The following is a 25976-nucleotide window of genomic DNA, read 5'->3' as shown; positions in this document are numbered from 1 at the left end:
TTATCGTCGTTGAAAACAGTGTTGACAAGAAGGAACAAAATGACTCTTTCTTTTTACACAATTATATGGACTTAATCCAGGCAAGGCCCAAATCTATTAGAAAAGTGCAAACTGAGCCCCCAATAGACGGAGGAATTCCGCTTATCTGGCTGATATCATCTAAAATAGTGGAAATAGCCGGATGGATTCCGGCTATCTTCTTAACAAGGCTTGAAATGAGGCTTTTTCACAGGCTTAACCGGGATTCCTACCCTTATAATCCTTGAAAAATGCCCAATTTGGAACTTAACCGGAAAACGTCCGTTTATTTTTCCACCTGAGAAGGCTCCACCCTGCAATTACCCCGACTACCTCCGTTTATACTTCTCCCGTCAAAAAATAGCACCCTGTGGATGCTATTTTTTATCAGTTACTGACTGACATAGAAAATGATAGTTTCTTTTGCAACTTTGCCTGATGATGCTGCAGCCTCAAATGTAACAGTATGGAATTTCTCTTTCAGTTCTGCAGTTACCTGAAGAGACATGATTCCTGTTTTTTCATTGTATGAAGGGTTATAGGAGATACCGTCCACTATCATACGAAGCTGTTCCCTCTTCAGCTTGCTGCCTTTAGCTGTTACTTTTGCTTGCAGAAGCGGTGTATTGCTGCTCGCTTCCTCTCCCATTTTCAGTTCCGGCTGAATGACGATTGCATTTTGGTCGGAATTTGAATTGTAATTCGAAAGCTTTTCCACTTCTTTTAACAGGCGCAGAGTGTTTTTACCAAGGAGCTTTTCAATATCCTTTTTAGAATATCCGCGTTTTACAAGCTCTTCTGTTACTTTATACAATTCTGATGAATCTTGTATATCAGACGGCAGCGGTCCTCCGTCAAAATCTGATCCAAGAGCTACATAATCAATTCCGATTAAGTTGACGATATAATCTATGTGATCGACATAGTCTTTGAGTGTATTCTGTTTTTCCGGCCATCCATATGTAAGAAAGTCCGGATAAAAGACTACACCCACTACTCCTCTATTTTTAGCAATTGCTTTCAGCTGATCGTCCGTCAAGTTCCTGACATGATTTCTGAGCGAATAAACGCCGGAATGTGTAGCCATGACTGGGGCTTTTGTGACTTTCATGACATCCCAGAACGTGCTTTCCGCCATATGAGAAACATCGATAATCATTCCCAGCTTGTTCATTTCCTCTGCAACTGTTTTGCCTAACGGAGTCAATCCGCCTTGTGAAGGTGTGCGTGAAGGATCTCCGTATGTTCTGTTAGCACCCTCTCCAAGTGCATTAGAGTAATTCCAAGTAAACGTGATTGCGCGAATGCCAAGATCTCTGTATTGGTGAAGAAGTCCGATTGCATTGTCTTTGTCTATTGAATAAGCCCCTTCTACTGTAGGAACTGCTGCAATTCTGCCATCCTTGACTGCTTTTTCAATTTCTTTCACTGTTGGAGTGATCGTGAAAACATCTGAATTTCTTTCTTCCGTCCAATATAGTGCATTAATCAGCGCAAGCGTTCTGCTCAGGCTGCGGGGAGTATTTCCGTAATAACCGGATGTATAAGCTGCGAAGAATGGAACATCCAGTCCGCCGGCATGAAGCATTGGTATATCAATATGAAAAGATGTATTTCCTCTTATATCTGTTTGCGGGAGCCAAGTATCAGGGTTGACAGCCTTCATCATCGTATCATTATGGCTGTCTGCTACTACAGACTGAAAGTGAATGGCTTTGGCATCCAGTTCTTTGGCCGGGGCAGCTTCTGCAGGTTGAGCAAGGCCTGAGGACCAAATGAACAAAGAAACTGCACAGACTGACATTATTTTTTTCATACATACCCTCCTGTATTCTATTTTTATTACTTCTATAAATTGTAAATTCAGAATTTTTTAAAGTCAATTATTCTGGAAAAATCAGTTTATTTGACCCCCAGAGATTTCGGTATAATATGAAATCTGACTGATGCTGTTTCTTCCAATTGAAGACAAAGGCCTAACTTTTTCCTGGTTGATATTGCATGCAGCAGCATAGTGAAATACAGTAGAATAATAGGCAGAGTTTATTGTGAAAGGATGATATCTTATGAAAATAGAAGGCCTGAATCATTTGCTGTTTTCCGTTAGTAACCTTCAAACATCCATATTTTTTTATGAGCATGTTCTTCAGGGAAAGCTGCTTGTTTCCGGACGATCAACAGCTTACTTTGATATTAACGGCATTTGGCTTGCACTAAATGAAGAAAGGGACATCCCAAGAAGTGACATACATTTATCTTATACACATATTGCTTTTTCTATAAAAGAAGAAGATTTGAATTCCTGGCTTGAACGGCTGCACCAATTCGATGTTACTGTCTTGAAGGGCAGATCCAGAGCAGCAGAAGATAAATCATCCATATACTTCACTGATCCTGACGGCCATAAATTTGAGCTTCATACAGGAACATTGGAGGACAGACTTGCGTATTACAAAAGCAGCAAAGACCATATGACGTTTTACTGAGGATCTTCATGTTGGTTAATGAACGCGGAGGAAACAAATATAAATGGACGTTAGAGTTCTGGTTTTAACATTTCACCGGATCAATAAGCGTATCATTTCCGCTTATTGAATAAACAGCACGAAAAAAGCCTTATATAGCCGGAGGTATTCCGCCTATAGAGCTTAAATAGCGCGAAATAGAGGTTTTTAAGCACCATAAATGGAATTCATTCCCTTATATCCCCTGAAAACAGCGATTTTCAGCATATAGCCGGAAAAGCTCCGTTTATGTTTCTTATTCGTTAGTAAATCAGCCCAAATAAAAAAAGCCGAAGCAGAAGCCATTCAGCTCCACTTCAGCTTTTAATTTCTTATGCATTCACTTCATCCTGCTCGTAAATCGGAACCCAGCCTTCACTGGTGACAAAGATACGGACAGCTACAACTTTGCGGTCTTCCTGAAGCGTAAAGTAATGGCGGGTGTTTTCAGGTACGGAAATGAGATCTCCCGGATTCAGTTCTACATCAAAAAATTCGCCGTCTTCTCCTTGAATGGCAAAGATCCCGTGTCCGCTGACAATGAACCTTACTTCATCATCTGTATGGTGATGCTCTTGTATAAAGTTTTGCAGCAGTTGATCCAAGTTTGGCGTCGCATCTGATAACGAAATCACATCCTGCGCCTGATAGCCTCTTCTTTCAGAGATATCCTTGATTTCTTCTTTATAAACCTCAAGAATTTCGCTTTTTTCTTCATCTGAAAGCTGAAACTTTTCTCTCAGGTGGCTCGGCAGCTTTTCAATATCCCAGCTTTCATAAATAACCTCCTGCTTCTCCAAAAACGCTGTTACTTCCTCTTGAGATGTTAGTCTTTTATTGCTTTCATGAAAACGAATTGTAGCCATGTCATATTCCTCCCAGATTTTTTAATTTGTTCCTTGCAGCTGGCGCAAAGATGCCAGTTTTAATGTATAAGAAAATAAAAACTCAAAAGCTTCAAGCCATTTTTTTGCCTCAAATGCATCTCTGCCCCATACTGTAATGCCATGATTTCGAATCAGCACGGCTCCAGCATCACCGCTGATATGTTGAGCAAATTCATCAGCAAGCTGAGGGATGAAAGCAGTATTGGGAATAATCGGGATGGTAATGCTTGCATTTTCTTCCCAAAGGCCAAATGCTTTAATCAGCTCTTGACCTTGAAAAGTAATAAAGCCTTTGTCTCCATATAACTCAGAAATCACATTATTATCAAGTGTATGCACATGAAGGCTGCAGCCGGCTCTCGTTCTTTTATAAATTTCAACATGAAGGAGTGTTTCAGCCGAAGGCTTTAAAGAAGTCTGTTCAGCCGGCTTCCCTTCTTCATCAACAAGCAGAAAATCTTCTTCTGTTACCTTACGTTTATCTTTTCCGCTTGCCGTTACAAGGAAAGTTAACGGGTTGGAGTCTACCTTAATGGCTAGATTGCCGCTTGTACCCGGAAACCAGTCCCTTGCAGCCAGCTCCTGCTTCACGTCAGACAATTCCTGCCACTTTACTTTATAAGCTGTCATACTGTCACCTCCTCCAGCTTTTTCAAAATAGAAATGACATCATGAAAATCCGAAAATTCCTTGTAATTCAAATTGTACTCTTTTGACTTTTGAAGCAAAAGATCCCTTGCAATAACAAGATCAGCAAGTTTCGCTGCCTGCAGATCCGTTATGGAATCACCTATGACAATTTTCCGGTAATCCTCCAAGGCTAGTTTCCTGACAACCGATGGCTTGCAGCAGCCGCAATCATTTTCACAAAGATGATCACATTCATGCGGCCAGAGAATGGTAATGGCAGATTCGGAAAAATCAGCTGAATTGCAAAAGATAGAATCAGGGTCAACCAGACCTTCGAGCAATGGCTCAACAAAAAAATCAATTCCCCCGCTCACGATATAGAGCGGATAATCACTGTTTTTTGCAAAAGCAGCAAATTCTGCAAATCCTTCCCGAATGGCTGCATGCTTCAAAATATAATTTGTAATTTCCTGTTTTTGAGATGAACTTAGAAGAGAAAACATCTCTCCCACACCTTCCCTGATGGAAATCTCTTCTGAAAGAACTTCATCCTTCAGTTTTTCCCATTGAGGAGGTGCAAACTTTTTCATGATTGCGATGATGTTGTCACTGTTAGTTATGGTTCCGTCAAAGTCGCAGATAATGGCTGTTTTCCTGCTCATTTCGCTGCCTCTGCATATCCCCAAAGGTTTAAAGCCTGGCTGAGGTCCTCATGACTTTGTGCCTGTTCAGAAAGCGGAATGCCCTGCAGCACTGCATCTATGGCTGCAGTAAACGCTCTTCCTCCGCCTTGTGCACCCTGCGGATGTCCATGTACGCCGCCCCCCGCATTAATTACACTGTCAATTCCGAAATCCTGATACAGCAGCGGGACCAATCCAGGGTGAATTCCCGCTGATGGAACCGGAAGGATGGTTTTAAAGCTGTCGTTTTCATGGCATGCACGTGAAATGCCAAGGGCCTTTTCCTTTTCCAAAGCGACACTCCCGTAAGGTGACGGAAACAAGGAAAAATCAGCACCCGCATATCTCAGCAATTTGCCAAGCAGCAGTGAATGTGAAAATCCGTACGTTTCTGAAGAAGTAAATGCTCCGCTGACGGCAGGATGTGCCATGAGAGGCACCTGAATTTGAGGATCCTCTGCAAGCTCCTGAAGAACATCAAGCCCATACGCAAATACATTAAATAATAAGGCACTAGCACCAAGATCTGCAGCTTTTCTTGCCTTATCCTTCAGCTCAGATGTGCGTCCTGTCAAATTGACAGCATACAACGCCCTGCTGCCGCTTTGTTCGTATATTTCTTTCAGAACTTCTTTTCCTGCCGTAACCCGCTCTTCAAAAGGGGCAGACTCATTTTCAAAGAGAATTTCATCATCTTTTACAATGTTGACTCCTCCCAAGAGCTGCTCCTTCAACTGATCCTTCAGGTAGTCCAGATCTCTGCCGATTACTCCCTTAAAGATGCTCATTAGAAGGGGTCTGTCGTAGACCCCCGTCAATTCTCTTATGCCCTGAATACCAAATTTGGCACCAGGAAAGGTCTTTTTCAGGGTGTCAGGAAATGAGAGATCCAGGAGTTTTACTTCTCCATCAAGTGACAGCTTGCCAAACACAGTTGTTAAAATGGCAGGGATATCACTGCTGAAGTTAGCTGTTGGATAGGCGATCTTCAATATACCCCGTTTTCCTGCTGCCCGGCCTGCAGGATCAAGTTCTTTTATAGATACCACTCTGCCTTTGTGTTTTCTGAGCTGCTCTTGTTCCAGCGCATGCAAATCCGTCCAAGATCCAACAGTCAGTCCCAAGGCGATGCTTTCGGCCTTTTTTTCTAAATTACCTTTTTCGTCATATACCAGATAGCTGGCAATCAATTCATCCATACTATTACCTCCGTTGCAATAAGCATATAAAAAGCCTTTTCACCGCTGCGCGAGAAAAGGCTAAAAGTTTATACTTTCATCTCCTTATCTCTCAGCTGACGCTGCAAGATTTAGCACCGTGCTTAATTGGGAAAATTAAGTCGGTTGCCGGGCTTCATAGGGCTTTTCCCTCCACCTGCTCTTGATAAGAACGAATTGTTCATACTATTCAAATGATTTCGATTGAAATTAATATGGATTATGACATGTAATTTTCAACCTGTCAATGTTATTGAATGAAATTTTCAAAATAAGTTCAGCGCACCTATTCTTTCAGCTGCTTCTCTCAGCCTGTCTTCGCTTGTTAGGAGACCTACTCTTACATAGCCCTCGCCATATTCACCAAAACCTGCTCCGGGGGCAACCACAACCTGCGCTTTTTCCAAAAGAAGATCAGAAAATTCCTCAGAGCTGTAACCCTCCGGCACCGGCAGCCATGCAAAAAAGGACCCTTGTGGCGCTTCAACACTCCAGCCTATTGAATTCAGGCTGGTAATCAGCGTATTTCTGCGGGCTTCATACATGTCCACAAGCTTGTTGACAGGTTCCTGATCCTCCAGCAGTGCAGCAGCTGCAGCTTCCTGGATAGCACTGAATACACTCACATACATATGGTCCTGCAAGAGGTTGATCGCCTCAATCACACTTGGATTTCCGACTGCAAATCCGATGCGCCATCCGGCCATATTGTATGTTTTGGAAAGGGTGTATATTTCAATTCCTGTTTCTTTCGCCCCTTCCGTCTGCAGGAAGCTTCGCGGACGCTTTCCGTCAAACCCGATTGCACCATAAGCAAAATCGTGAACCACACAAATATTGCTGCTGTTCGCCAGCTCTACTGTTTCCTGGAAAAATTTCTCCGTTGCGGTTGCCCCGGTAGGATTATTCGGGTAATTCAAAAACATCAGCTTAGCTTCATTCAGCACTTCTTCAGATAACAAACTGTAGTCAGGCAGAAACGAATTTTCCGTTTTGAGGGGCATAACTGCCATCTTTGCTTTTGCAAGCTCAACCCCTGACCAGTAATCAGGATAGCCAGGATCAGGTACAAGTGCAACATCTCCCGGATTTAGCAGACATTGGGGAATTTCAACTAGGCCCGCTTTGCCGCCGAACAAAATAGCTACTTCTTTTTCCGGATCCAGTACTACTCCGTATTCACGCTCATAAAATTGTGAAATAGCATCCTTTAGGAAAATTTGTCCTCTAAACGGCGAATATTTGTGGTACTGTGGTTTTTCAGCTGCCTTCTTTAATGAATCCACGATATGCTGAGGCGTCGGCTGATCTGGATTTCCCTGTCCGAGATTAATAACATCATAGCCCTGCTGAACATAGGAATTTACTTTTTCTACAAGCGTGGCAAAAAACTGCTTTGGCAGTGAAGCCAGCAATTGTGATTGTTCGAATTTTTTCATTTTTACACCTTCTCAAATAGTTCTTGAAATTACAGTCACAAATCATATATTGTTAATAGCAAAATGTAAAGGAAATTCTTTAAGGAGTGAGTGCATGAATAGAAAAATAACCTGCCTTCAGTTTGACATAGCTTTTGGCAAGCCAGAAGAAAATTTCACAAAAGCACTTCAGCTAATCAGGGAAGCTGCAGAAGACAAACCTGATATCATTGTGCTTCCTGAGCTTTGGACAACAGGATATGACCTGAAGCGGCTGGACGAAATTGCTGATGAAGACGGCAGGGAGACAGCATCATTTCTAGCTGAACTTGCAAGAAAACATTCAGTTTCCATTGTGGGCGGATCTGTTGCAAAGAGAACTGGAAATGAAGTAAGAAACACGCTGCTTGCTGTCAGCCCGGAAGATGGCATCATTCATGAATACAGCAAACTTCACCTGTTCAGGCTGATGAATGAGGATCATTATCTTGCACCAGGCTCTGAGAAAAGCCTGTTTACGTTGAAAGGCGTCAAAAGTGCCGGCCTCATTTGCTATGATATCAGATTTCCTGAGTGGATCAGAACTCATACTACAAGAGGAGCCCAAGTGCTGTTTATTGTAGCAGAATGGCCGCTTGCAAGGCTGGAGCACTGGAGAACGCTTCTTTTGGCAAGAGCCATTGAAAATCAATGTTTTGTCGTTGCTTGTAACCGTTCCGGCTCAGATCCCAGCAATGAATTTGCAGGACACTCGATGATCATAGATCCATGGGGAGAAATTCTTGCGGAAGCAGGCAAAACAGAACAAAGCATCTCTGCAAGCATTCAACTTGATAAAGTAACTGAAGTCAGGAGCCAAATCCCAATTTTTGAAGATCGCCGCCCTTCTTACTATGATTGACTACACAAAATAAAGATTGACAGTTTTCAAAATCACCTGTTATGATTTCAAACAAGTGATTGCTTTCCAACATCATATTCCGGCAGTTTACGCTGCCGCGGCATGACATAATAATTTAATAGGATTCCTGCTTTGCAGGATCCATCTCTTATCAAGAGTTGGTCGAGGGTTTGGCCCGATGACACCAACAGCAACCGGCTGTAATTCCATTGCGAAATGGGGCGCTGCAATTTAGCGCCGGAGAGTACTTACTCTCTTTAAAGCACGGTGCTAATTCCATCAGAAAGATATTTTCTGGGAGATAAGAGGTGCGGAGCCAGACTTCACGCCTCTTTCTTGCGAAAGAGGCTTTTTTCATGCAGTTAAAAGAAGAACTGTTATGTAAGCACTGTCCGCAACAAGTGTTGTGCACTTTGTTTCAATAAGAATTTTTAATATTCATTAACCTGAGGAAATCGTGAATTTCATCAACTGGAGGTAAAAACATGAACAGACAAAAATCATCCTATAAGCCGCTTTCTGAAAACTCAGCTATCGCTTTAGCAGTACGCCTGAATCTTTTTCCAGCCGGAAGCGACCTGCACTGCCGTGAAATTGGAGATGGGAACTTGAACCTTGTTTTCCATATTGCAGACAAGAGCAGTGATAAGGGATTTATTATCAAGCAGGCTCTTCCCTATGCAAAGGTTGTCGGAGAGAGCTGGCCTCTTTCTTTAGACAGAGCAAGAATTGAAAGCAGTGCCCTTCAAAAGCAAGCGGAAACTGTTCCAGCCCTTGTCCCGAGAGTTTACTATACAGATGATTCTCTCGCAGTTACCGTCATGGAAGATTTATCACATTTGAAAATATCAAGAACAGGCCTAATAGGTGGTGAAAACTACCCACTTCTTTCTGAACATATCGGTGAATTTCTTGCTAAGACACTATTTTATAGTTCAGATTTTGCATTAGAGCCCTCAGCGAAAAAAGAACTCGTAAAGAAGTTCACAAACCCTGATCTTTGTAAAATTACTGAAGATCTTGTTTTCACAGATCCCTTCTTTGATCATGATACAAATGATTTTGAAGAAGAGCTGAGAGCAGATGTAGAGGCATTATGGGCAGATACAGAGCTGAAGCTTGAAACGGCCAAATTGAAGCGTAAGTTTCTGACAGAGGCAGATGCCCTGATTCATGGAGATCTTCATACTGGAAGTATTTTTGCCAGCGATACAGAAACAAAGGTAATCGATCCTGAGTTTGCATATGTCGGCCCGCTTGGATTTGATATTGGACAGTTTATCGGCAATTTACTGCTAAACAGTTTAAGTAAACCCTCTCAGGAGCAGGAAAGCTTATTTCAGCACATTGATACCACCTGGGAAGTCTTTCAAAGAGAATTTTCTAAATCCTGGGAAAGAGACAGCCTGGAGGTTTTCACCCGTACAGAAGGCTATCTGCAGCACGTGCTGACAAAGGCTTTTGAGGATGCTGTCGGATTTGCGGGGTGTGAAATTATCCGCAGAACAATTGGTCTTGCCCATGTAGCAGATTTGGACGGCATTGCTGACAAGAACCGCAGAATTCAAGCAAAACAGCAGGCCCTTGCACTTGGCACTGCCCTTATTAAAGAACGCACGTCTATTACCCAAACAAAACAACTGCGGAGCTACTTTGCACAAGTAGCTGCAAGCTAAGGAGAGACTACAATATGCATGAGAATAACAATAACTGCATTCCACGATCCGTGGAATGGAAAGAAACATCTATATCACTGCTCAATCAGCAAAAGCTTCCTCATGAGACAGAATATCTTGAACTGAAAACCATAGAGGATGTTTGGGATGCGATTACCACTTTAAAAGTTCGGGGTGCGCCTGCTATCGGCATTGCCGCTGCGTTCGGCCTGGCACTGTCAGCTGCTGATATCTCTGCAGACAGCCTTGACAGCTTTCACAGGCAACTGAATTCACAAAAAGATTATCTGGCAGGAAGCAGGCCGACTGCTGTTAATCTTGCCTGGGCGCTTGACAGGCTTGTAAAAGCAGCACAGAAAGCAATTTCTGTAAATGAAGCCAAAACCCTGTTAATCCACGAAGCTATTCGAATACAGGTTGAAGATGAAGAAACATGCAGGCTGATCGGAGAGAATGCTTTGTCTCTGTTCAAAGCAGGAGATAAGGTGATGACCATCTGTAATGCAGGGTCAATTGCCACTGCAAAATATGGAACTGCGCTCGCTCCCTTTTACCTTGCCAAGCAAAAGGATATTTCTCTTGAGGTGTATGCCTGTGAAACCCGCCCTGTTCTTCAAGGAGCGCGGCTGACAGCTTGGGAGCTTCTTCAAGCGGGTGTTGATGTAACCCTGATCACTGACAACATGGCTGCCCATACAATGAAATCAAAAGGTATTACTTCCATTATTGTTGGTGCGGACCGCATTACAGCAAATGGAGACACAGCTAATAAAATAGGAACCTACAATCTTGCCATTCTTGCAAAAGCGTTTGATATTCCGTTTTATGTTGCAGCTCCCCTCTCTACCTTTGATCCTTCCCTGGATAGCGGTAAATCTATTCCAATTGAGGAACGTAATCCAGAAGAAGTAACACATCTGCATGGCGTAAGAATCGCGCCAGAAGGTGTCAATGTGTTCAACCCTGCCTTTGATGTGACACCTTCCGAACTTATAACGGGGATTGTTACTGAAAGAGGCATCCTAACCGGAGATTACTTGTCAAAAATCAGAAACTTATTTAAGGAGGAAGCACAATATGTGGAAAGCTAAACAATTTCTTATTTCCTTCACGCTTGGCATCACTTTGCTTGCAGGCTGCACAAACGAACAGGATGCTGCAGGCAGCAGCAGTAAATCAGCCTCGACTCAGGCAGCAGCATCCGAAACTGCTGAAAAGAAAACTCCTTCTTCTACACAAGGCGGAGAAGCTGCCGAGATTCCTGAAGCTCTGCAAAAACCCGTCAAAATAGCAGCAATCATGCAGATGTCAATCGGCACTTTTTCATCTCAGTATATATCCGGCTTGAAAGAACAGGTTGAAACATTCGGCGGAGAAGTTCAAATTTATAACGCTGACAACGATTTGTCCAAAATGGCTACATATGTTGAAAATGCCATTACACAAAATGCTGATGCAATACTAATAGATCATGGGCGTGCCGATGCTTTAAGGGTTCCTGTTGAGAAAGCTTTGGCAAAAGGCATTCCTGTAGTTGCATTTGATAATGATTTGACACTCGACGGCGTTACTGTCATTGATCAGGATGACTACAGTCTTGCATGGAAATCTTTAAAAACACTTGCAGAAGATTTGAACGGCGAAGGAAACATAGTTACTGTCTGGGTCGGCGGCTTTACACCGATGGAGCGCAGACACGTTATTTATGATGCTTTTAAGCAGCGTTACCCGGACATTAAAGAGATTGCTAAATTTGGAGCAGCAAGTAGCAATACTGCCCTTGACACACAAACCCAGATGGAAGCGATTCTGAAAAAGCACCCTAACAAGGGAGATATTGATGCTGTTTTTGCCACATGGGACGAATTTGCAAAAGGCGCCTCACGTGCGATTCAGCAAGCTGGCCGCGATGAAATAAAAGTATATGGAATTGATTTGAGCGATGAAGATCTGGAGCTGATGCAGCAGGAAGGAAGTCCTTGGGAAGCTACAGCAGCAACGGATCCTGCTGAGGTTGGCCGCGTGCAGGTTCGGTTTGCCTACCAGAAAATTGCCGGAGAAGAAACGCCAAACATCTTTTCGCTTGAGCCGCATCTTGTAAGAGCTTCGTCTCTGCCTGAAGAACCAATCAAAATGGATTCTCTTACAGATCATGTTCCGAACTGGGGCACCTCTTCTGTAGCAGTCTCTCCCTGGATGAAAGCGCTCGAAGAAAAGGAAAAGGAGCAAAAATAATGCATGCTTTGGAAATGAAGCAAATCTGCAAAGCATTTGAGGAAAACTCTGTTTTAAAAAACGTGGACTTTACTGTGAAAAAGGGTGTAGTCCATGCCCTGCTGGGAATGAACGGTGCCGGAAAAAGTACACTTATGAAAATTTTATCCGGTGATTATCAGCCTGACAGCGGAAAGATCTTTCTTTCCGGAAAAGAAGTTTCATTTTCTTCTCCCCAGGATGCCAAAACATCAGGAATTGGAATACTCGTTCAGGAAGTAGACACTTCACTTTTTCCTGAACTTCCCGTTTTTGAAAATCTCGCAGACATGCCAAACGAAGACTTCCTAATCTCGGTCTCACGGCAAAAAAGCAATGCAATCAAGCTGGTGAATTCCATTGGACTTAGCATAAAGGTCGAGCAGCTGGTGCAGGACTGCTCACTGCAGGAAAAGCAGCTGATTTTACTCGCTAAAATTCTTTCCTCTTCCTCAGATTTAATTATTCTGGACGAACCTACCGCCCCATTGAGCCAGTCTGAAACAAGTGTGCTGTTCAATATTATCAAAATGCTGAAGAAATCAGGAACAGCGATTATCTATATTTCCCACAGGCTGTCTGAAATTAAAGAAATCTGCGATTCTGTAACGATCTTGCGTGATGGGGTTACTGCTTATACAAATTCCGTTGCTGCAACGGACATACCTGTCATGATTAAAGAGATGACCGGCTCTCAGTCAGGTTTGAAGGGGGCTGCAGGCAAATCTTCTGTGAATGAAGAGAAGCTGTCCTTAAAAGTCAGAAATTTATCCATTCCCCAAAAACAAACAGCAGTAGATTTCACTGTTCATTCAGGTGAAATTGTCGGGATTGCCGGCTTGGTTGGTGCAGGTAAAACTGAGCTTGCTCAGGCATTGTATGGTTTAAGCGGGGAAAAGGTCAGCCTGGAAGTAGAGGGAAAAGCAGTATCTGTTTCCTCCCCTTCTGATGCCATATCCGCAGGAATATGCCTGATACCGGAAGAGAGACGCAGACAGGGCTTATTTATCAAGCACAGTGTTGCTGAGAACATCACTTCTCAAATTCTCAAGAAACTCAGCGCTGCTGGATGGGTGAATAACAGAAAACAGCGGAATGAAGCTGAAGGACTAATGAAACAGCTGACAATCACGCCACAATCAACTTCTATTGCAGCCAGATATTTAAGTGGAGGAAATCAGCAAAAAGTCGTAATTGGAAAATGGCTGAAAACTGACAGCAGTGTTTATTTATTTGATGAACCAACAAAAGGAATTGATATTGCTGCTAAACAGGAAGTATTTGACATCATTGGGTCACTTGCTAAAAGCGGAAAAAGCATCTTGTATTTTACCAGTGAGTGGCAGGAGCTTTTGGAGGTTGCCGACAGAATACTCATCATGTATAACGGCAAAATGGTCAAGGAGCTGTCCTGCAGGGAAACTTCTTTAGAAGAAATTATTTATTATGCCAGCGGAGGAGATCAGAGTGGTACAAACAGAACTTCAGACAACAAGGAAACCTATGAAAGAAAAAGCTCTTCAGTTTCTATTTAAGCACGGAACTCTCCTTGTAACAGGAGCGCTCATCCTCTTTTTTTCAATTATTATAGATGAATTTTTAAGTTATTCAAATTTCAGCGATATACTGCGGTCCATCAGTATTGTGACCTTTGTTGCAATCGGTATCACTTTTTCATTAATCGTAGACGGCTTTGACCTGTCTGTTGGATCAACGGTAAGCCTTGCAACAGTAACAAGTGCCGCAGCACTTGTGCTTTATCGGCAGGAATTATTCATTGCGCTTATCATTCCAATTCTGCTCGGAGTGTTAATTGGGCTTTTTAATGCATTTTTGGCTGTGAAAATTAAGCTTCCTGACTTATTGGCTACCCTTGCTGTTATGTACATCATCAATGGCGTACAGCTGACCTATACAAAGGGCTTCTCCATTTATAATAATATGCCGCTGGAGAGCGGAGGAACAGCACCGGGCAGATTTATCCCTTCATTCCTATACATCGGACAAGGCGAGCTGTTCGGCATTCCTTTTTCAGCACTGCTCATGATTGCAGCAGTCATCGTTGTTCACCTTTTTCTTCAATACTCCCGGCCGGGCAGGCTTTTTTATATGACTGGCAGCAACCGGGAAGCAGCCCGCATATCCGGCATTCCTGTAAACCGCTATAGAACGTATGCATATGTTCTAAGCGGCATTTTTGCCTCTATCGGCGGGATTATTCTTGCCTCTAGAATTGGAACGGGTCAAGTATCAGCAGGCGCCCCTCTTTTAATGGACGCAGTGGCAGCAGCCTTCATCGGTTTCTCTGTCTTTGGTGCAGGAAAGCCTAATGTAGTCGGAACATTTTTCGGAGCTGTGTTAATTGGGATCCTGCTTAACGGTTTGACTATGCTGAACGTTCCCTATTATGCACAGGATATATTAAAAGGAAGTATTCTGATAGGTGCTCTTGCGCTTTGGCATTTACAGAAAAAGTAACATCACTATCTCCCCTCTAGATGTAGAGGGGAGATATTTGTTTCTCTAGGAAATATGCTGGGAACTGCCTGCCTCTCTCAAAAGGGCTTGTCCTGCCTAAAAGCGGAAGTTTTCCTCAAACTCAACTTTCAAGGAAATTAATCAATGTTATTCCACATTTCTTTCGGATTTAGCTCGTATATACCATCTTCTCTGTACATCATAGAATTCATAATCAATTCCCGGCGGAGGGTTGCAAAATCTTCATGGTATTTTAGCAGATATTCATTTATTTCTTTTTCAGGGTATTTGCGGCCTGGCTCAAATTCTTCCACAATATGTCTTAAAACAATTAGCTTTCTTTTTCTCTGAGATGGAATGACTTTCAGTTTCCCCTCTTTTGTTAAGTAATTCCTCAGTATCATGTGGTCACTCCCCTGCTGTGCGCTCATTTCCTCATCCCCTCCCTTACGTACCGTTTCTCCAACTGCAGCAGCATAATGATCATACACATTGTGATGAAGTGCAAAATATATACTGTTTTTCACCCGTTTCTCCTCAATCAAATTTAAAGCCCTCAGTTTTCCAAGGTGATGGGAAATAGTTGGCGCCGTTAAGCCGAGTATACCCGCTATTGCCTGGCCATGCTTAGGCCCGCTGGCAAGCAGTGTGACAATTCTGATTCTGGTTGGATCTCCCATCACTTTGTGAAACTCCACTAATTTATTCAGCTGCATAGTCACAATCCTCTATTTAGATATTTATCTAATTAGATTATAACCTAATTAGGTAAATTGTCAACAATATCCAAAGTACTCTCTTTCAAAAGGACAAGCCAGCATGAAAAACGATTTTTCATTTTTGTTTATTTGAAGACCTGCTGTTTTTTCATGATTTGCTCTTTCTCATCAGCTGAGATTATCCCCATTTTATGAACCAGCCATGATAGTGCTTCAATTTTATGAACACGGGAAACCAACATTCTCCACCACCTTTTGCATTAAGGAAACTTTTTTAACCTTAGTAAATTATATGTTGTTCATTTGTTGATGTGACAAGTATGATCCTTTTTTATGTACAACTAAAAGACCAAAAAGCTAAGCTAATTGGTCAGGTTGTATCCATATGAAACTTTCAGTGCTCTTCAATCTCTTATAGAAGAGATTCTGCACCGTCTATGAAGAGCTCTGTGCCGGTAATATGTTTGGAGGCATCTGATGTAAGAAAAAGAACCAGATCGGCTACCTGCTCAGGTTCACCAGCTTTTTGCTCCAGCGGCTGATTACCTTCAGGATACTCTACAGGTATTTCAATCTTTTTCAGCTTTTCCTTCTCTGGGAAGGTGTTTTCATCGATATTGGTATCGATTGCACCTGGACAGATGATGTTAACACGGATGCCGTACTGAGCAAGCTCCAGTGCAGCCATTTTACCAAATGCCATCTGTCCTGCCTTTGAGGTACTGTAGGCTGACATTCCAAAGTTTTTAAAAATTCTGTTTCCGTTGATGGAGCTTGTAATGACAATACTTCCGCCGTTCTCTTTCATATAAGGAATACAGTATTTCACTGTCATAAAAGTGCTTTTTAAATTAGTATGAATGGTTTTGTCCCAGTCTTCCACATTCAGGTCTTCAATGGGAGAAAGAGTACCATTTATACCTGCATTAACAAGAACCGCGTGAAATTCTCCCCATTTCTCTCCTGCTTCTGTAACCGCCGTTTTAAGTTTTTCCTCATCACTCACATCTGCTTCCAGCACAAGATATTCAGCATCAAGCTGTTTCAGCTCTTTTTCAACTTCCTCTGCGCCTTCCTTGTGGTGAACAAGCAAAGCAACTTTTGCGCCTGCCTTAGCGAGGCTGATGGCAGAAGCCATTCCAATCCCTGATGAAGCTCCTGTTACAAGTGCAGTTTTTCCCTTCAAAGACAAATTCATAAATATCCCTCCTTCATTTTCTGTTAGTTATATCCCCCATTTTTTCACTGTATAATCTAAAATCTATTAAGATCTTAGATAAGTTTCTGCTATCACCATCCACCCCTATAGAGCAAAAAATAAAAAAAGCCTGCTGCAGACACTGTTATCTCTAACTGGCTGCAGCAGGCTTTCCTTCAAGGTGAATAAGAAATGTTTTCTAAATTTAACAGCAGTTCTTTCAAATTTGTTCTGCTTCCAGCATATCCGGTTAATGATTGATTTTTACCTATCACCCTGTGACAAGGAACGATAATTGGCAGGGAATTTCTTCTGTTGGCCTGGCCAATTGCCCTGACAGCCTTCGGACTTCCGACTTCTTCTGCGATTTGTCCGTAGTTTTTGGCGGTTCCATAAGGGATTTCCTGCAAAGCTGCCCAGACACTCTGCTGAAAAGGTGTCCCATTTTGTTTAATAGGAAGGCTGAACACTTTCCTTTTTCCTTGAAAATATTCTTCCAGCTGTACAGCCGCTTCCTTTAGCAAAGGAGTTTCTTCCATTACTGCGAGGCTTTCCTGCCGGGAAGCCTTGTAATCTTCCTCATTTAAATACAAATGCGTCAGCATGCCATCCTCTTCAATGATATACAATTCTCCGAGGGGGCTGGAGTATGTTATGCAGTTCATTCTTTTCTCTCCTGTATCATATTTGTTCCTGGTGTATTGGCAAGGTAATATGAAACGTTGTTCCTTCGCCTAGAGTGCTCTCAACCTTGACTTTGCCTCTGTGCTCTTTAATAATTTTATAGCTCACCATCAGCCCAAGTCCGGTTCCCCTTTCCTTTGTCGTGTAGAAAGGCTCTCCCAGTCTTTTTAATTTATCTTCAGGAATTCCTGCTCCTTTGTCGCGAATGCAGATGGTGATGTGCTGTTCGTCCTTTTTATCCATCGTCACTGAGATGAAACCGCCTTTCGGCATGACTTCAATGGCATTTTTTAAAATATTGATAAATACCTGCTTCAGCTGATTGGGCTCACAGTAGATATATGGGATATTTGAATAGCTGGAAAGCCTGATTTGGACATTTGCCATAATAGCTTGAGCATTTAGCAGTTCAATCGTCTCTTTCATGATTTTTACCGCACTTTCCTGCTGATAATGAACGGCCTGCGGTTTCGCCAATACCAAGAACTCTGTAATAATTGATTCAATTCTTTTGAGCTCGGACGTGATCACATTGAAATACATCGGATAATCGCCCTTCACACTTCCCTGAAGCAGCTGAATAAAACCTTTCAGTGCCGTCATCGGGTTTCTGATTTCATGTGCAATCCCTGCCGCAAGCTCTCCAACCACATTTAACGTATCTGATTTTCTCAGCCTCTCTTCCAGCTCTTTCCGTTCAGTGACATCCCTGAAGATAGCCAGGTTTAGGTTTTCAATTACATTTCTCTTCACAGAACATTCTACAATGACTTTTTGGCCGTTCTTCAGGAACAGCGGAAATTCTTCGGTCACCTCATCAAGCAGGTTAAAGCTTTCCCTCTTCGCCTCATTGCAGCCTATTTTATCGAAACAGAACAATTCATACAAATTGCTGTTTTTTAATTTTTCAAGTGAAATATTAATAATTTTACTGGCGATTGGATTTGCATCCACAATATCATAGCTGTCATTAAATAAAACAATTCCGTCCATTGCGCCATTAAAGATTTTTCGGAATTTTAACTCGCTTTCTCTCAGCTCTTTCTCCATTTCTTTTCTGTCACTGACATTGCGGGCAATGATGAGATGCTGGCTGTCAAAAATATTCATTTTTGAAGTAAACTCTAACTCTTTACATTGGCCATTAGGCATACTGAATTTCAATTCGTCCCTGATGGCACCATTATCCGAATATCTCTTTGCCACCTCGATAAACCGGGAATCCTGTTTATCAATAAAATTCATAATATTGCTTTCCATTAATTTCTCTAAAGGTAATTCAAATGTTCTGCATGCCGATTGATTCGCTTTGGCAATTCTGCCGTCTTTCTCCACAATGAGTATAGAATCAATTGCGTTCTCAAAAATTTCCCTGAATCTTTCTTCGCTTTTATAAAGTCTCATTTCCATCATTCGCTTCTCAGTAATATCTCTCATGATGGACATATAAAATCCATTTAAAATATTGGAACTTGTAGTAAATTCAAAGATTTTCTTCTGCCCGCTTTTCAAGCGGAATGTAAGCTCGCCTTGAGCCCTTCCTGATACCCTCAGACTGCTCCAGATCTGCTCTTCAATCTCCTCTGCTTCAGCAAACATATGCAGATAATAAGCCGCAAGATTTCCCTTATCAATCTCAAGATCATGGCAAAACGACTGATTGGCATCAATAAAATTTCCTGCATCATCAAAAATAATAATACCATCTACAGCCCTGTTAAACAGATCCTTAAAAAGCTGCTCATTAATTATCCGTTCCCGTTCAAGCATCTTTTTTGATGAAATATCCCTCATGATTGTTAAATGATAACGGCCGAGAGCACGATTCTTTGCTGTGAATTCAATAAACTTAATATCTCCTCCATCCAGCTTGAGCAGCAGCTCTCCACAAAAAATACCTTCCCTCCGTAAGATATCAGATTGACGCTCCAGTTCATCTGCAGGCATTAAACTTAAAAAGTCCGATAAGTTTCTATTTAATAAATGCTCTCTCGACAGCTTAAACATTTCACATGCTGCAGCATTCACATTTATAAAATTCATATATTCATCAAAAACCATAATCGCATCCAGTGCTCCATGAAACATAATTTCATGTGTAAACAGTTTTTCCTGCAGCGCATCATTTTCTTTCCGAAGCCTGTCCAGCTCTTGCCTCATTTGAACCACTTCATCATTCATCATCGTATGATTCATGACGTCCTCCCCTTTTGCCGCTTCTTTCATGTACATAACTTTCTACAAATGCACCTAGAGTCCTTCACCAGAATGGATAAAATGACGATTTTTTCACCGCTTATTTCGACATATTTTTCATGCCTTCCCACTTTCTTACTGATATGTAACAAGAGGATGACAAGTTTCTAACAAAGGCTGTGATATGACTGACTTGCTGTTACTCATGTTTTATCCTAATGTAGCAGCGGGTATTTCTTAATTAAAAATACCAATATCTTACTCTGCTTTTTTAAAAATTTTTGAAATCAGGTGATCACTTTGAAAAAAACAAGGGACAGTTATTTTGATAATGCCAAGTTCCTTTTAATCCTGCTGGTCGTATTTGGACATTTCATCAGATCATTTATAAATGACAATGAGCTGATTATGACAATCTATAAGTATATCTACACATTTCACATGCCAGCATTCATCCTGCTTGCAGGATTTTTTGCAAAAGGATTTAACAAAAAAGGTTATGTTGCAAAGATAACCAAAAAGCTGATCTTACCCTACCTTATTTTTCAGGGAATTTATTCAGTTTATTATTATCTGATACAAAGCAAAGACACCTTGTACAGAGATCCTCTGAATCCGCACTGGTCACTTTGGTTTCTGCTCAGCTTGTTCTCTTGGAACATTCTTTTGTTTGTATTTACAAAATTCCCAAAGAAAGTGTCAGTGACGATTGCTTTTGGAATCGGAATCGCAGTCGGATATGCAGAGTTTATCAGCAGCTATCTCAGTCTTTCCAGGACGTTTGTATTTTTCCCTTTGTTTCTTCTTGGTTATTATTTGAGAGGGGAACATTTTAAAAGATTATCAGCACCCTCAGCAAAAAAACTTGCAGGCGGGATATTGGCAGCAGCATTCATCGCTTATCTGTTTATTGATTTTCATTTTGAATGGCTCTTCGGTTCAAAACCTTACGCTGCTTTTGGAGAAGCTGATGTATGGAGCGGGCTGACAAGACTTGGTTTTTATGTTCTAACAATTCTGCTCACTTTCGCCTTTATGGCATTCGTTCCAAGAAGAGAATTTTTCTTCACTAAATGGGGAACACGAACCTTTTATGTTTATTTGCTCCACGGATTTGTTATCGGTTATTTCAGGCAAAGTCAGCTTGCAGGCTGGCTGAAGGAGTATCAGAGCCTGACGCTGATTGTATTCATGGCAGTGGCACTGACGTTCATCTTGTCAAGTACAATGGTTAAAACCATGACACAGCCAATTATTGAACTGAAAACAACTACCTTCAGAAATATGTTGAAAGCCGTAGGAAAAAAGGAAATATACCGCTAAAGAACCGGGCAGATGCCCGGTTTTCTCTATTTCTCATATTTTACAGATAATTTGCCTATATCGTACTGGTTGGACTGGTTAGCTATGGTTAGCTATGGTTACCTATTATGAAATTGCTCCCAGCGCAACTACACTAAGTCTGTCTTACATCGATCATCAGCTTTTTGCACGGGCAAAAATATGATAGAATGGGTAAAGCTTTGTAAAAAAAATAGCTTGTTTTCATAATGCTTGTTGTTTTACTTCATAGTTCTTAACTTCCTTTAAAAAGTGTGACTGAAAAGGAGAGTTATCGTGCTGGCAGCACAACAGCAAAGCGAAAGCATCCAAATACTAACAGAAGTGGTGTAACATGAACATAGTAGTCAGTACATTAAATGCAAAATATATACACACAAGTTTGTCAGTCCGCTACCTGAAATCCTATGCAGCGCCTGAATTTGATGTAGAAATAGCTGAATATACAATTAAGGATCCCGCGTTAAATGTTGTGGCAGATCTTTATAAAAAAAAGCCTGATATTCTTGGGTTCAGCTGCTATATCTGGAACATAGAAGAAACAATCGCCATTATCAAGATGATCAAAAAGATACATCCCTCCATTACAATTGTCTTAGGAGGGCCTGAGGTCACTTATGACTCATACGAGTGGATGCAAAAAGTGCCCGAAGTAGATTTTATTGTAATTGGTGAAGGCGAAGAAACGTTTAAGCAATTTTTAACAGAAGCACAAGGATCTGGTAACTTCTCTTCTGTCAGTGGTCTTGCGTACAGGGAAGATGACAAAATTAAAATCAGCCCTCAGCGGAATAAAGTCGATTTAAAGGAGCTTCCCTCCCCATTTCGTTTTGAGGAAGACAAGGAGCAGCTGTCAAAGCGAGTGACTTATATTGAGACCAGCCGCGGCTGCCCTTTCAGCTGCCAATTCTGCCTCTCTTCAATTGAGGTAGGTGTCAGATATTTTGACCGGGATAAGGTGAAAGACGATATCCGCTACTTGATGAAGCATGGTGCAAAAACAATTAAATTCGTGGACCGCACCTTTAATATAAGCAGAAGCTATGCAATGGAAATGTTTCAGTTTCTGATAGATGAACATATCCCCGGCACAGTGTTTCAATTCGAAATTACTGCAGATATTATGCGTCCGGAAGTCATTCAATTTCTGAATGACCATGCACCCAAAGGCTTGTTCAGGTTTGAAATTGGCGTACAATCCACGAATGATGCAACAAATGAATTGGTCATGAGAAAGCAAAACTTCAGCAAGCTGACCCGGACTGTCACAATGGTCCGCGACGGAGGTAAAATTGATCAGCATCTGGATCTTATTGCAGGGCTTCCGGAAGAAGATTACCATTCTTTCAAAAAAACCTTTGATGATGTATTTGCACTCCGTCCTGAAGAACTGCAGCTCGGCTTCTTGAAAATGCTGCGCGGGACCGGCTTAAGATTAAGAGCGAAGGACCATCAATACACATACATGGATTCTTCTCCATACGAAATTCTGGGTAACAATGTTCTGACTTTTGATGATATTATTAAAATCAAGCAGGTGGAAGATGTATTGGAGAAATACTGGAATGACCACCGAATGGATACGACGATTGAGTATCTTGTTCAGCATGTTTTCTCCTCTCCGTTCGAGTTCTTCCAGGAGTTTGGGGCATATTGGGATGAAATGGGCTGGAGCAGAATCGGCCATCAGCTTGAGGACCTGTTCCTCCGTTTATCACTGTTTTTAAAGTCAAAATCGGATGAACATGTTGAAGCTGCAGAAGGACTGATGAAATACGATTATCTGTTAAATTCAAAACACAAGCCGAGAAAGCCTTGGTGGAACGAGATATTGTCCAAGGAAGAAAGATCTGCTTATTACCGTGAGATCCAGGAAAACCCAGCTGTGATGGGTCAGGCATTTGCCGATAAGAAACTTTCGGAAAAAGATCTATTTAAGCACACCGTATTGGAGCTGCTTCCGTTCAACTTACAGACTTACTTGGAAACCGGACGCATACAATACGAAAAAACGCTGCTGCTGGTACTTTACAATCCCCACAATTATCAAACAGAAGTATTTACAAAAAGCAGAAAAAGCTCTGCAAGCTTCACAGCAAACAAAGCGGGGGGCCGTTTTCTTACTTATTAAACAGAAGGCTTAAATAATTTTATAATGTAGTTTAAACGACAAAAGTACTTTTTAAGTCCTTTCAGACTGTAGACAAACTCGATGGAAATTGAGCTTGTCTACAGTCTTTTTGGTTTGTGCTGGTATGGGGCTGGGGGCTGTTGATTTCCGTTCCTTGCGCTTGACTATATATTCCTGAGGAACCAGTTGGTCTAAAGCAACCTTTCCTAATTGCAGGTTAGTTCCCGCAAACGCCAACGGCGGCGAGGAGGCTCACCGCCGGCCCCGCGGAAAGCGGTCCGCAAGTTGGTAGCAGCTTTAGATAAAAGTAGCACAAAACAGGCATGAACCCCTTAAGGTTTACTGCCTGTTTTGGTTTTCCTTACTTCTTAGGTTTTCCTTTGTTCTTCTTTTCATTTCTCTCACTTAGCAATTCGTATATTTTGCTCGCCTGATAATCTCCAAGTTCCTGGCCAAACTCTTCTTCAAGCAGACTGGTATCCATTGGTTTTTTATGATTCTCCATGTCCTTGCTTTTCTCATGTTTTCTCGTCATCAGTCCTACTCCTTCCCGTTTCCCTGCAGGCCGTGCTTAGAATTTCGGTTGAAACCTTTAGCAGGGTTTTCAGCATGAAACTGCCTGCGTGCTTCGTCCGCCGGCAAGCTTTCTGAAGGGGTCATATTGCTTGTAGCAGCAGCATCCTTACCTGTTTTTCTTTTCATTGATATCATCTCCTCTCTTCTTTAGTTTGCATATTCTCTTTAAAAGCATTCGTTTTATAGGATTGTTTTCAAATCTTTGTGCTCGTAGGCAATAAGTACGATGTCTTCCCCTGTACTCGCTCTTAGCGCTTCTTCAGCCTTGCGCAGCTGTGATAACTGCTCAGCGGAAAGATGCGCTGGGGGAAACTCGTTGCTTTCATGATCATTCACTAGACCCACACCTCTCTATTTCATCAATTGTTACTGGTATTAGATATGGCAACTTTGGATTCGTATAACAAAGTACGGCGTTTTGTTATAGTATCTTTGGGATCGTATAACAAAATTCGCGCACACTGAAGATCCTTCATAAGATAAAGCCTGCAATGATCATCAGCAAGGCTTCCCAAAGTCATTCCACTATTAATTCACGCGTTTCTTATCATGCAGAAAATAAAAATGATTATGTATGGTACTGTCTGGATAAACAAAAAAGCTGGCTCCACCTGCAGAGATACGGGTAAGAGCCAGCTTAAGCATATGATTATTTTCCTCCAGTAAAGGAGATGCCTTTAATAAAATATCGGTTAAAGAATGCGTATATAAGCAATACCGGGAGAGTGAAGACCATGGATGCTGCCATAATATAATTCCAGTAGCTGATATACTGGCCTTTAAAAGTGTTGAGCCCGAGCGGCAGGGTATACATACTCGCATCTGACAATATGATCAGCGGTCGCATGAAATCATTCCATAAACCCATAAATACGAAGATTGCTTGAGCTGCCAGTGCCGGGCGTGCAAGCGGCATGACAATTCTAAAGAAAACGCCAAAGCGGTTTAGTCCGTCAATTGCGGCAGCTTCTTCCAGTTCTTTAGGAAAGTTAATAAAAAATTGTCGCATCATAAAAATGAATGTAGCATTAATCATCGCAGGTACAATCATACCCTGATAAGTATTCAGCCAGCCAAATTCGCGCAAAATCAAATAATTCGGTATAAGAGTAACTTGAGCTGGAATCATCAAGACGGCCAGGATAAGAATAAACAAAGGTTTTTTGCCAGGAAAACTGAGTCTCGCAAGCGCATAGCCTGCCATGCTGTTAAAAACAATGTTCAAACAAGTACCGACTACTGCTATAAAAACTGAGTTAAACAGCCATCTGGGAAACAGTTCCTGTTCTAAAAAAATTTGTCTGTAATTATCCAAAGTGAAGTTTTTGGGAATAAAATGGATAGATCCTGAGACAATTTCAGCCAGCGGCTTAAATGAAGAAGACAGCGCCCACAAAAATGGTATGAGCGTGACAATTGCATAACCGAACAGTATGACATACAGCAGGGCTTTACCTATGCTGAATTTTTTCATTGCAGTTCCCCCCTAATAAAGTGATTCTTCTTTAGAAAATTTTCTTTGAATCAGAGTGGCCGTCAGGATCACGACGGCTAGCGCAAAGGCAAGTGCAGCAGCATAACCCATTGTGCCAAGACTCTTAAAGGCATATTGATAAATCAGAAGCACTACTGTCAGCGTTGAGTTATTAGGTCCGCCTGAACCCGCAGAGAATATGTAGGACTGGTCAAATAACTGAAAGGTTCCAATGAGCCCCATAATGACGACAAACGAAGTCACCGGGCGCAGATTAGGAACTGTTACATAAAAGAATTTCTGAATAGCGTTAGCACCGTCCAATTCTGCAGCTTCATATAAAGAATCAGGAATATCTTGCAGAGCAGCCAGATAAATGACCATATAAAATGGAGCTGTAGACCAAATATTCATAATCATAATTGCATTTAACGCAACAGCAGGATCACCAATCCAATTGTAGGTAGGCAGATTTACAAAGGCAAGAATATGGTTAATCAGCCCGTTTTGATTGTACATCCACATAAATATCAGAGTTAATACAGCAGATGAGGTCAGCGTTGGCAGAAAATAAATAATCCTGAAGGCTTTTTCTCCTTTTAGACCAGCATTTAAACTTGCAGCTAGTACCAAGGCAAGAAACGTCTGGACCGGTACTACAATCATTACGTATTTTGCAGTATTCCATAGAGCAATTCTTGCTCGGCCATCATTCAGAATGTTCGCATAGTTGTCCAATCCTACAAAATCGAAACTGGATGTTCCTAAAAGCTGCACTTTGTGAAATGACAGGAAAACTGCATAAAAAATAGGACCAATGATAAACAGCAGCAGAACAAATAAGGTAGGAGACATAAATGCATAGCCCTGTCCTGCTTCTCTAAGTCTTGCTCTTGATTGACTGAGTTTCATCCTTTTTCACTCCTTGCCCCAAGGCATATTTTTCCCATTCCCCTCTTTGAAGCAAAGAAGAAGAATCTTTACATCAAAGA

25 protein-coding genes and 2 riboswitches are annotated in these 25976 nt (G+C 41.7%); of the genes, 10 read left to right on the top strand and 15 right to left on the bottom strand.

Features of this window, described 5'->3' with window-relative positions; translation table 11 throughout:
- A partial coding sequence (locus GJU40_RS20845) for a hypothetical protein (RefSeq protein ID WP_212029853.1) occupies positions 1-266 on the top strand: 266 nt, incomplete at its 5' end.
- A 143-nt stretch (positions 267-409) separates the two neighbouring features.
- Here the strand turns inward: GJU40_RS20845 and GJU40_RS14450 are convergent.
- Positions 410-1834: a dipeptidase gene (locus GJU40_RS14450; protein ID WP_246188376.1), complete on the bottom strand. Its 1425-nt coding sequence runs from the start codon at positions 1832-1834 to the stop codon at positions 410-412.
- Positions 1835-2084: 250 nt separating this feature from the next.
- Between GJU40_RS14450 and fosB the strand changes: the two genes are divergently transcribed.
- A complete protein-coding gene (fosB, locus tag GJU40_RS14445; RefSeq protein WP_154308781.1) occupies positions 2085-2504 on the top strand; it encodes a metallothiol transferase FosB in 420 nt (139 codons plus the stop codon).
- A 350-nt stretch (positions 2505-2854) separates the two neighbouring features.
- On the opposite strand, the gene GJU40_RS14440 is transcribed toward fosB, so the two are convergent.
- From GJU40_RS14440 to GJU40_RS14420, 5 genes are all read right to left on the bottom strand, one after another.
- A complete protein-coding gene (locus GJU40_RS14440; protein ID WP_154308780.1) occupies positions 2855-3388 on the bottom strand; it encodes a 1,2-dihydroxy-3-keto-5-methylthiopentene dioxygenase in 534 nt (177 codons plus the stop codon).
- Between the two features lie 21 nt (positions 3389-3409).
- Positions 3410-4039 (bottom strand): methylthioribulose 1-phosphate dehydratase, encoded by a 630-nt coding sequence (locus tag GJU40_RS14435; protein ID WP_154308779.1) that lies wholly within the window; start codon positions 4037-4039, stop codon positions 3410-3412.
- Positions 4036-4701, bottom strand: a complete 666-nt coding sequence (locus tag GJU40_RS14430) for a 2-hydroxy-3-keto-5-methylthiopentenyl-1-phosphate phosphatase (RefSeq protein ID WP_154308778.1) — start codon at positions 4699-4701, stop codon at positions 4036-4038. The genes GJU40_RS14435 and GJU40_RS14430 overlap by 4 nt, the downstream gene beginning before the upstream one ends.
- Complete coding sequence (gene mtnW / locus GJU40_RS14425; RefSeq protein WP_154308777.1) at positions 4698-5921, bottom strand: 2,3-diketo-5-methylthiopentyl-1-phosphate enolase; 1224 nt, start codon at positions 5919-5921, stop codon at positions 4698-4700. Before mtnW ends, GJU40_RS14430 begins: the two co-directional genes overlap by 4 nt.
- Before the next feature lie 81 nt (positions 5922-6002).
- A riboswitch (SAM riboswitch) is annotated at positions 6003-6112 on the bottom strand.
- A gap of 93 nt (positions 6113-6205) precedes the next feature.
- Positions 6206-7378 (bottom strand): pyridoxal phosphate-dependent aminotransferase, encoded by a 1173-nt coding sequence (locus GJU40_RS14420; RefSeq protein ID WP_154308776.1) that lies wholly within the window; start codon positions 7376-7378, stop codon positions 6206-6208.
- Positions 7379-7472: 94 nt separating this feature from the next.
- Between GJU40_RS14420 and GJU40_RS14415 the strand changes: the two genes are divergently transcribed.
- From GJU40_RS14415 to GJU40_RS14390, 6 genes are all read left to right on the top strand, one after another.
- Positions 7473-8258 (top strand): carbon-nitrogen family hydrolase, encoded by a 786-nt coding sequence (locus GJU40_RS14415; RefSeq protein ID WP_154308775.1) that lies wholly within the window; start codon positions 7473-7475, stop codon positions 8256-8258.
- Positions 8259-8403: 145 nt separating this feature from the next.
- A riboswitch (SAM riboswitch) is annotated at positions 8404-8566 on the top strand.
- A 177-nt stretch (positions 8567-8743) separates the two neighbouring features.
- On the top strand, positions 8744-9934 hold the full coding sequence (gene mtnK / locus GJU40_RS14410; protein WP_154308774.1) for an S-methyl-5-thioribose kinase: 1191 nt from the start codon (positions 8744-8746) through the stop codon (positions 9932-9934).
- A gap of 14 nt (positions 9935-9948) precedes the next feature.
- Entirely contained in the window at positions 9949-11025 is a 1077-nt protein-coding gene (mtnA, locus tag GJU40_RS14405) for an S-methyl-5-thioribose-1-phosphate isomerase (RefSeq protein WP_154308773.1), read from the top strand.
- Complete coding sequence (locus GJU40_RS14400) at positions 11012-12169, top strand: sugar ABC transporter substrate-binding protein (RefSeq protein ID WP_154308772.1); 1158 nt, start codon at positions 11012-11014, stop codon at positions 12167-12169. Before mtnA ends, GJU40_RS14400 begins: the two co-directional genes overlap by 14 nt.
- A complete protein-coding gene (locus GJU40_RS14395) occupies positions 12169-13722 on the top strand; it encodes a sugar ABC transporter ATP-binding protein (RefSeq protein WP_154308771.1) in 1554 nt (517 codons plus the stop codon). Before GJU40_RS14400 ends, GJU40_RS14395 begins: the two co-directional genes overlap by 1 nt.
- A complete protein-coding gene (locus GJU40_RS14390; protein WP_154308784.1) occupies positions 13691-14665 on the top strand; it encodes an ABC transporter permease in 975 nt (324 codons plus the stop codon). Before GJU40_RS14395 ends, GJU40_RS14390 begins: the two co-directional genes overlap by 32 nt.
- 137 nt (positions 14666-14802) lie before the next feature.
- On the opposite strand, the gene GJU40_RS14385 is transcribed toward GJU40_RS14390, so the two are convergent.
- From GJU40_RS14385 to GJU40_RS14370, 4 genes are all read right to left on the bottom strand, one after another.
- Entirely contained in the window at positions 14803-15381 is a 579-nt protein-coding gene (locus GJU40_RS14385) for a DUF2087 domain-containing protein (RefSeq protein ID WP_154308770.1), read from the bottom strand.
- A 415-nt stretch (positions 15382-15796) separates the two neighbouring features.
- Positions 15797-16582, bottom strand: a complete 786-nt coding sequence (locus GJU40_RS14380) for an SDR family oxidoreductase (protein WP_154308769.1) — start codon at positions 16580-16582, stop codon at positions 15797-15799.
- A gap of 176 nt (positions 16583-16758) precedes the next feature.
- Positions 16759-17247 (bottom strand): methylated-DNA--[protein]-cysteine S-methyltransferase, encoded by a 489-nt coding sequence (locus GJU40_RS14375; RefSeq protein WP_154308768.1) that lies wholly within the window; start codon positions 17245-17247, stop codon positions 16759-16761.
- A gap of 16 nt (positions 17248-17263) precedes the next feature.
- Complete coding sequence (locus GJU40_RS14370) at positions 17264-19462, bottom strand: PAS domain-containing sensor histidine kinase (RefSeq protein ID WP_154308767.1); 2199 nt, start codon at positions 19460-19462, stop codon at positions 17264-17266.
- 300 nt (positions 19463-19762) lie between these two features.
- On the opposite strand from GJU40_RS14370, the gene GJU40_RS14365 reads away from it, so the two are divergent.
- A complete protein-coding gene (locus GJU40_RS14365; RefSeq protein WP_154308766.1) occupies positions 19763-20785 on the top strand; it encodes an acyltransferase family protein in 1023 nt (340 codons plus the stop codon).
- 352 nt (positions 20786-21137) lie between these two features.
- Entirely contained in the window at positions 21138-22934 is a 1797-nt protein-coding gene (locus GJU40_RS14360; RefSeq protein ID WP_154308765.1) for a B12-binding domain-containing radical SAM protein, read from the top strand.
- A 361-nt stretch (positions 22935-23295) separates the two neighbouring features.
- On the opposite strand, the gene GJU40_RS20735 is transcribed toward GJU40_RS14360, so the two are convergent.
- The 5 genes from GJU40_RS20735 to GJU40_RS14345 form a co-directional block, all read right to left on the bottom strand.
- Positions 23296-23469, bottom strand: coding sequence for a hypothetical protein (locus GJU40_RS20735; protein WP_170289420.1), 174 nt, complete (start codon positions 23467-23469; stop codon positions 23296-23298).
- A gap of 5 nt (positions 23470-23474) precedes the next feature.
- Positions 23475-23636 carry a hypothetical protein gene (locus GJU40_RS20730; RefSeq protein WP_170289419.1) on the bottom strand — a complete coding sequence of 54 codons (162 nt, stop codon included), beginning with the start codon at positions 23634-23636 and terminating at the stop codon, positions 23475-23477.
- A gap of 54 nt (positions 23637-23690) precedes the next feature.
- Positions 23691-23846: a hypothetical protein gene (locus tag GJU40_RS14355; protein ID WP_154308764.1), complete on the bottom strand. Its 156-nt coding sequence runs from the start codon at positions 23844-23846 to the stop codon at positions 23691-23693.
- Between the two features lie 313 nt (positions 23847-24159).
- Positions 24160-24984, bottom strand: coding sequence for a carbohydrate ABC transporter permease (locus GJU40_RS14350; RefSeq protein ID WP_154308763.1), 825 nt, complete (start codon positions 24982-24984; stop codon positions 24160-24162).
- Between the two features lie 12 nt (positions 24985-24996).
- Entirely contained in the window at positions 24997-25896 is a 900-nt protein-coding gene (locus tag GJU40_RS14345) for a carbohydrate ABC transporter permease (RefSeq protein ID WP_154308762.1), read from the bottom strand.
- Positions 25897-25976 lie beyond the last annotated feature (80 nt).

The sequence above is a fragment of the Metabacillus lacus genome (assembly GCF_009674805.1).
In the GTDB taxonomy this organism is placed as follows: Bacteria; Bacillota; Bacilli; order Bacillales; family Bacillaceae; genus Metabacillus_C; species Metabacillus_C lacus.
This window is presented reverse-complemented; position numbering and strand designations above follow the sequence as displayed.

Bases quoted from the DNA above. Each gene is read 5' to 3' on its own strand.
- GJU40_RS14435 (WP_154308779.1), bottom strand. From the start codon at position 4,039: ATGACAGCTTATAAAGTAAAGTGGCAGGAATTGTCTGACGTGAAGCAG.
- GJU40_RS14380 (WP_154308769.1), bottom strand. From the start codon at position 16,582: ATGAATTTGTCTTTGAAGGGAAAAACTGCACTTGTAACAGGAGCTTCA.
- GJU40_RS14430 (WP_154308778.1), bottom strand. From the start codon at position 4,701: ATGAGCAGGAAAACAGCCATTATCTGCGACTTTGACGGAACCATAACT.
- GJU40_RS14395 (WP_154308771.1), top strand. From the start codon at position 12,169: ATGCATGCTTTGGAAATGAAGCAAATCTGCAAAGCATTTGAGGAAAAC.
- GJU40_RS14400 (WP_154308772.1), top strand. From the start codon at position 11,012: ATGTGGAAAGCTAAACAATTTCTTATTTCCTTCACGCTTGGCATCACT.
- GJU40_RS14420 (WP_154308776.1), bottom strand. From the start codon at position 7,378: ATGAAAAAATTCGAACAATCACAATTGCTGGCTTCACTGCCAAAGCAG.
- GJU40_RS14360 (WP_154308765.1), top strand. From the start codon at position 21,138: ATGAACATAGTAGTCAGTACATTAAATGCAAAATATATACACACAAGT.
- GJU40_RS20735 (WP_170289420.1), bottom strand. From the start codon at position 23,469: ATGACGAGAAAACATGAGAAAAGCAAGGACATGGAGAATCATAAAAAA.
- GJU40_RS14370 (WP_154308767.1), bottom strand. From the start codon at position 19,462: ATGAATCATACGATGATGAATGATGAAGTGGTTCAAATGAGGCAAGAG.
- fosB (WP_154308781.1), top strand. From the start codon at position 2,085: ATGAAAATAGAAGGCCTGAATCATTTGCTGTTTTCCGTTAGTAACCTT.
- mtnW (WP_154308777.1), bottom strand. From the start codon at position 5,921: ATGGATGAATTGATTGCCAGCTATCTGGTATATGACGAAAAAGGTAAT.
- GJU40_RS20730 (WP_170289419.1), bottom strand. From the start codon at position 23,636: ATGAAAAGAAAAACAGGTAAGGATGCTGCTGCTACAAGCAATATGACC.
- GJU40_RS14350 (WP_154308763.1), bottom strand. From the start codon at position 24,984: ATGAAAAAATTCAGCATAGGTAAAGCCCTGCTGTATGTCATACTGTTC.
- GJU40_RS14345 (WP_154308762.1), bottom strand. From the start codon at position 25,896: ATGAAACTCAGTCAATCAAGAGCAAGACTTAGAGAAGCAGGACAGGGC.
- GJU40_RS14450 (WP_246188376.1), bottom strand. From the start codon at position 1,834: ATGAAAAAAATAATGTCAGTCTGTGCAGTTTCTTTGTTCATTTGGTCC.
- GJU40_RS14440 (WP_154308780.1), bottom strand. From the start codon at position 3,388: ATGGCTACAATTCGTTTTCATGAAAGCAATAAAAGACTAACATCTCAA.
- GJU40_RS14385 (WP_154308770.1), bottom strand. From the start codon at position 15,381: ATGCAGCTGAATAAATTAGTGGAGTTTCACAAAGTGATGGGAGATCCA.
- GJU40_RS14375 (WP_154308768.1), bottom strand. From the start codon at position 17,247: ATGAACTGCATAACATACTCCAGCCCCCTCGGAGAATTGTATATCATT.
- mtnA (WP_154308773.1), top strand. From the start codon at position 9,949: ATGCATGAGAATAACAATAACTGCATTCCACGATCCGTGGAATGGAAA.
- GJU40_RS14415 (WP_154308775.1), top strand. From the start codon at position 7,473: ATGAATAGAAAAATAACCTGCCTTCAGTTTGACATAGCTTTTGGCAAG.
- mtnK (WP_154308774.1), top strand. From the start codon at position 8,744: ATGAACAGACAAAAATCATCCTATAAGCCGCTTTCTGAAAACTCAGCT.
- GJU40_RS14390 (WP_154308784.1), top strand. From the start codon at position 13,691: ATGAAAGAAAAAGCTCTTCAGTTTCTATTTAAGCACGGAACTCTCCTT.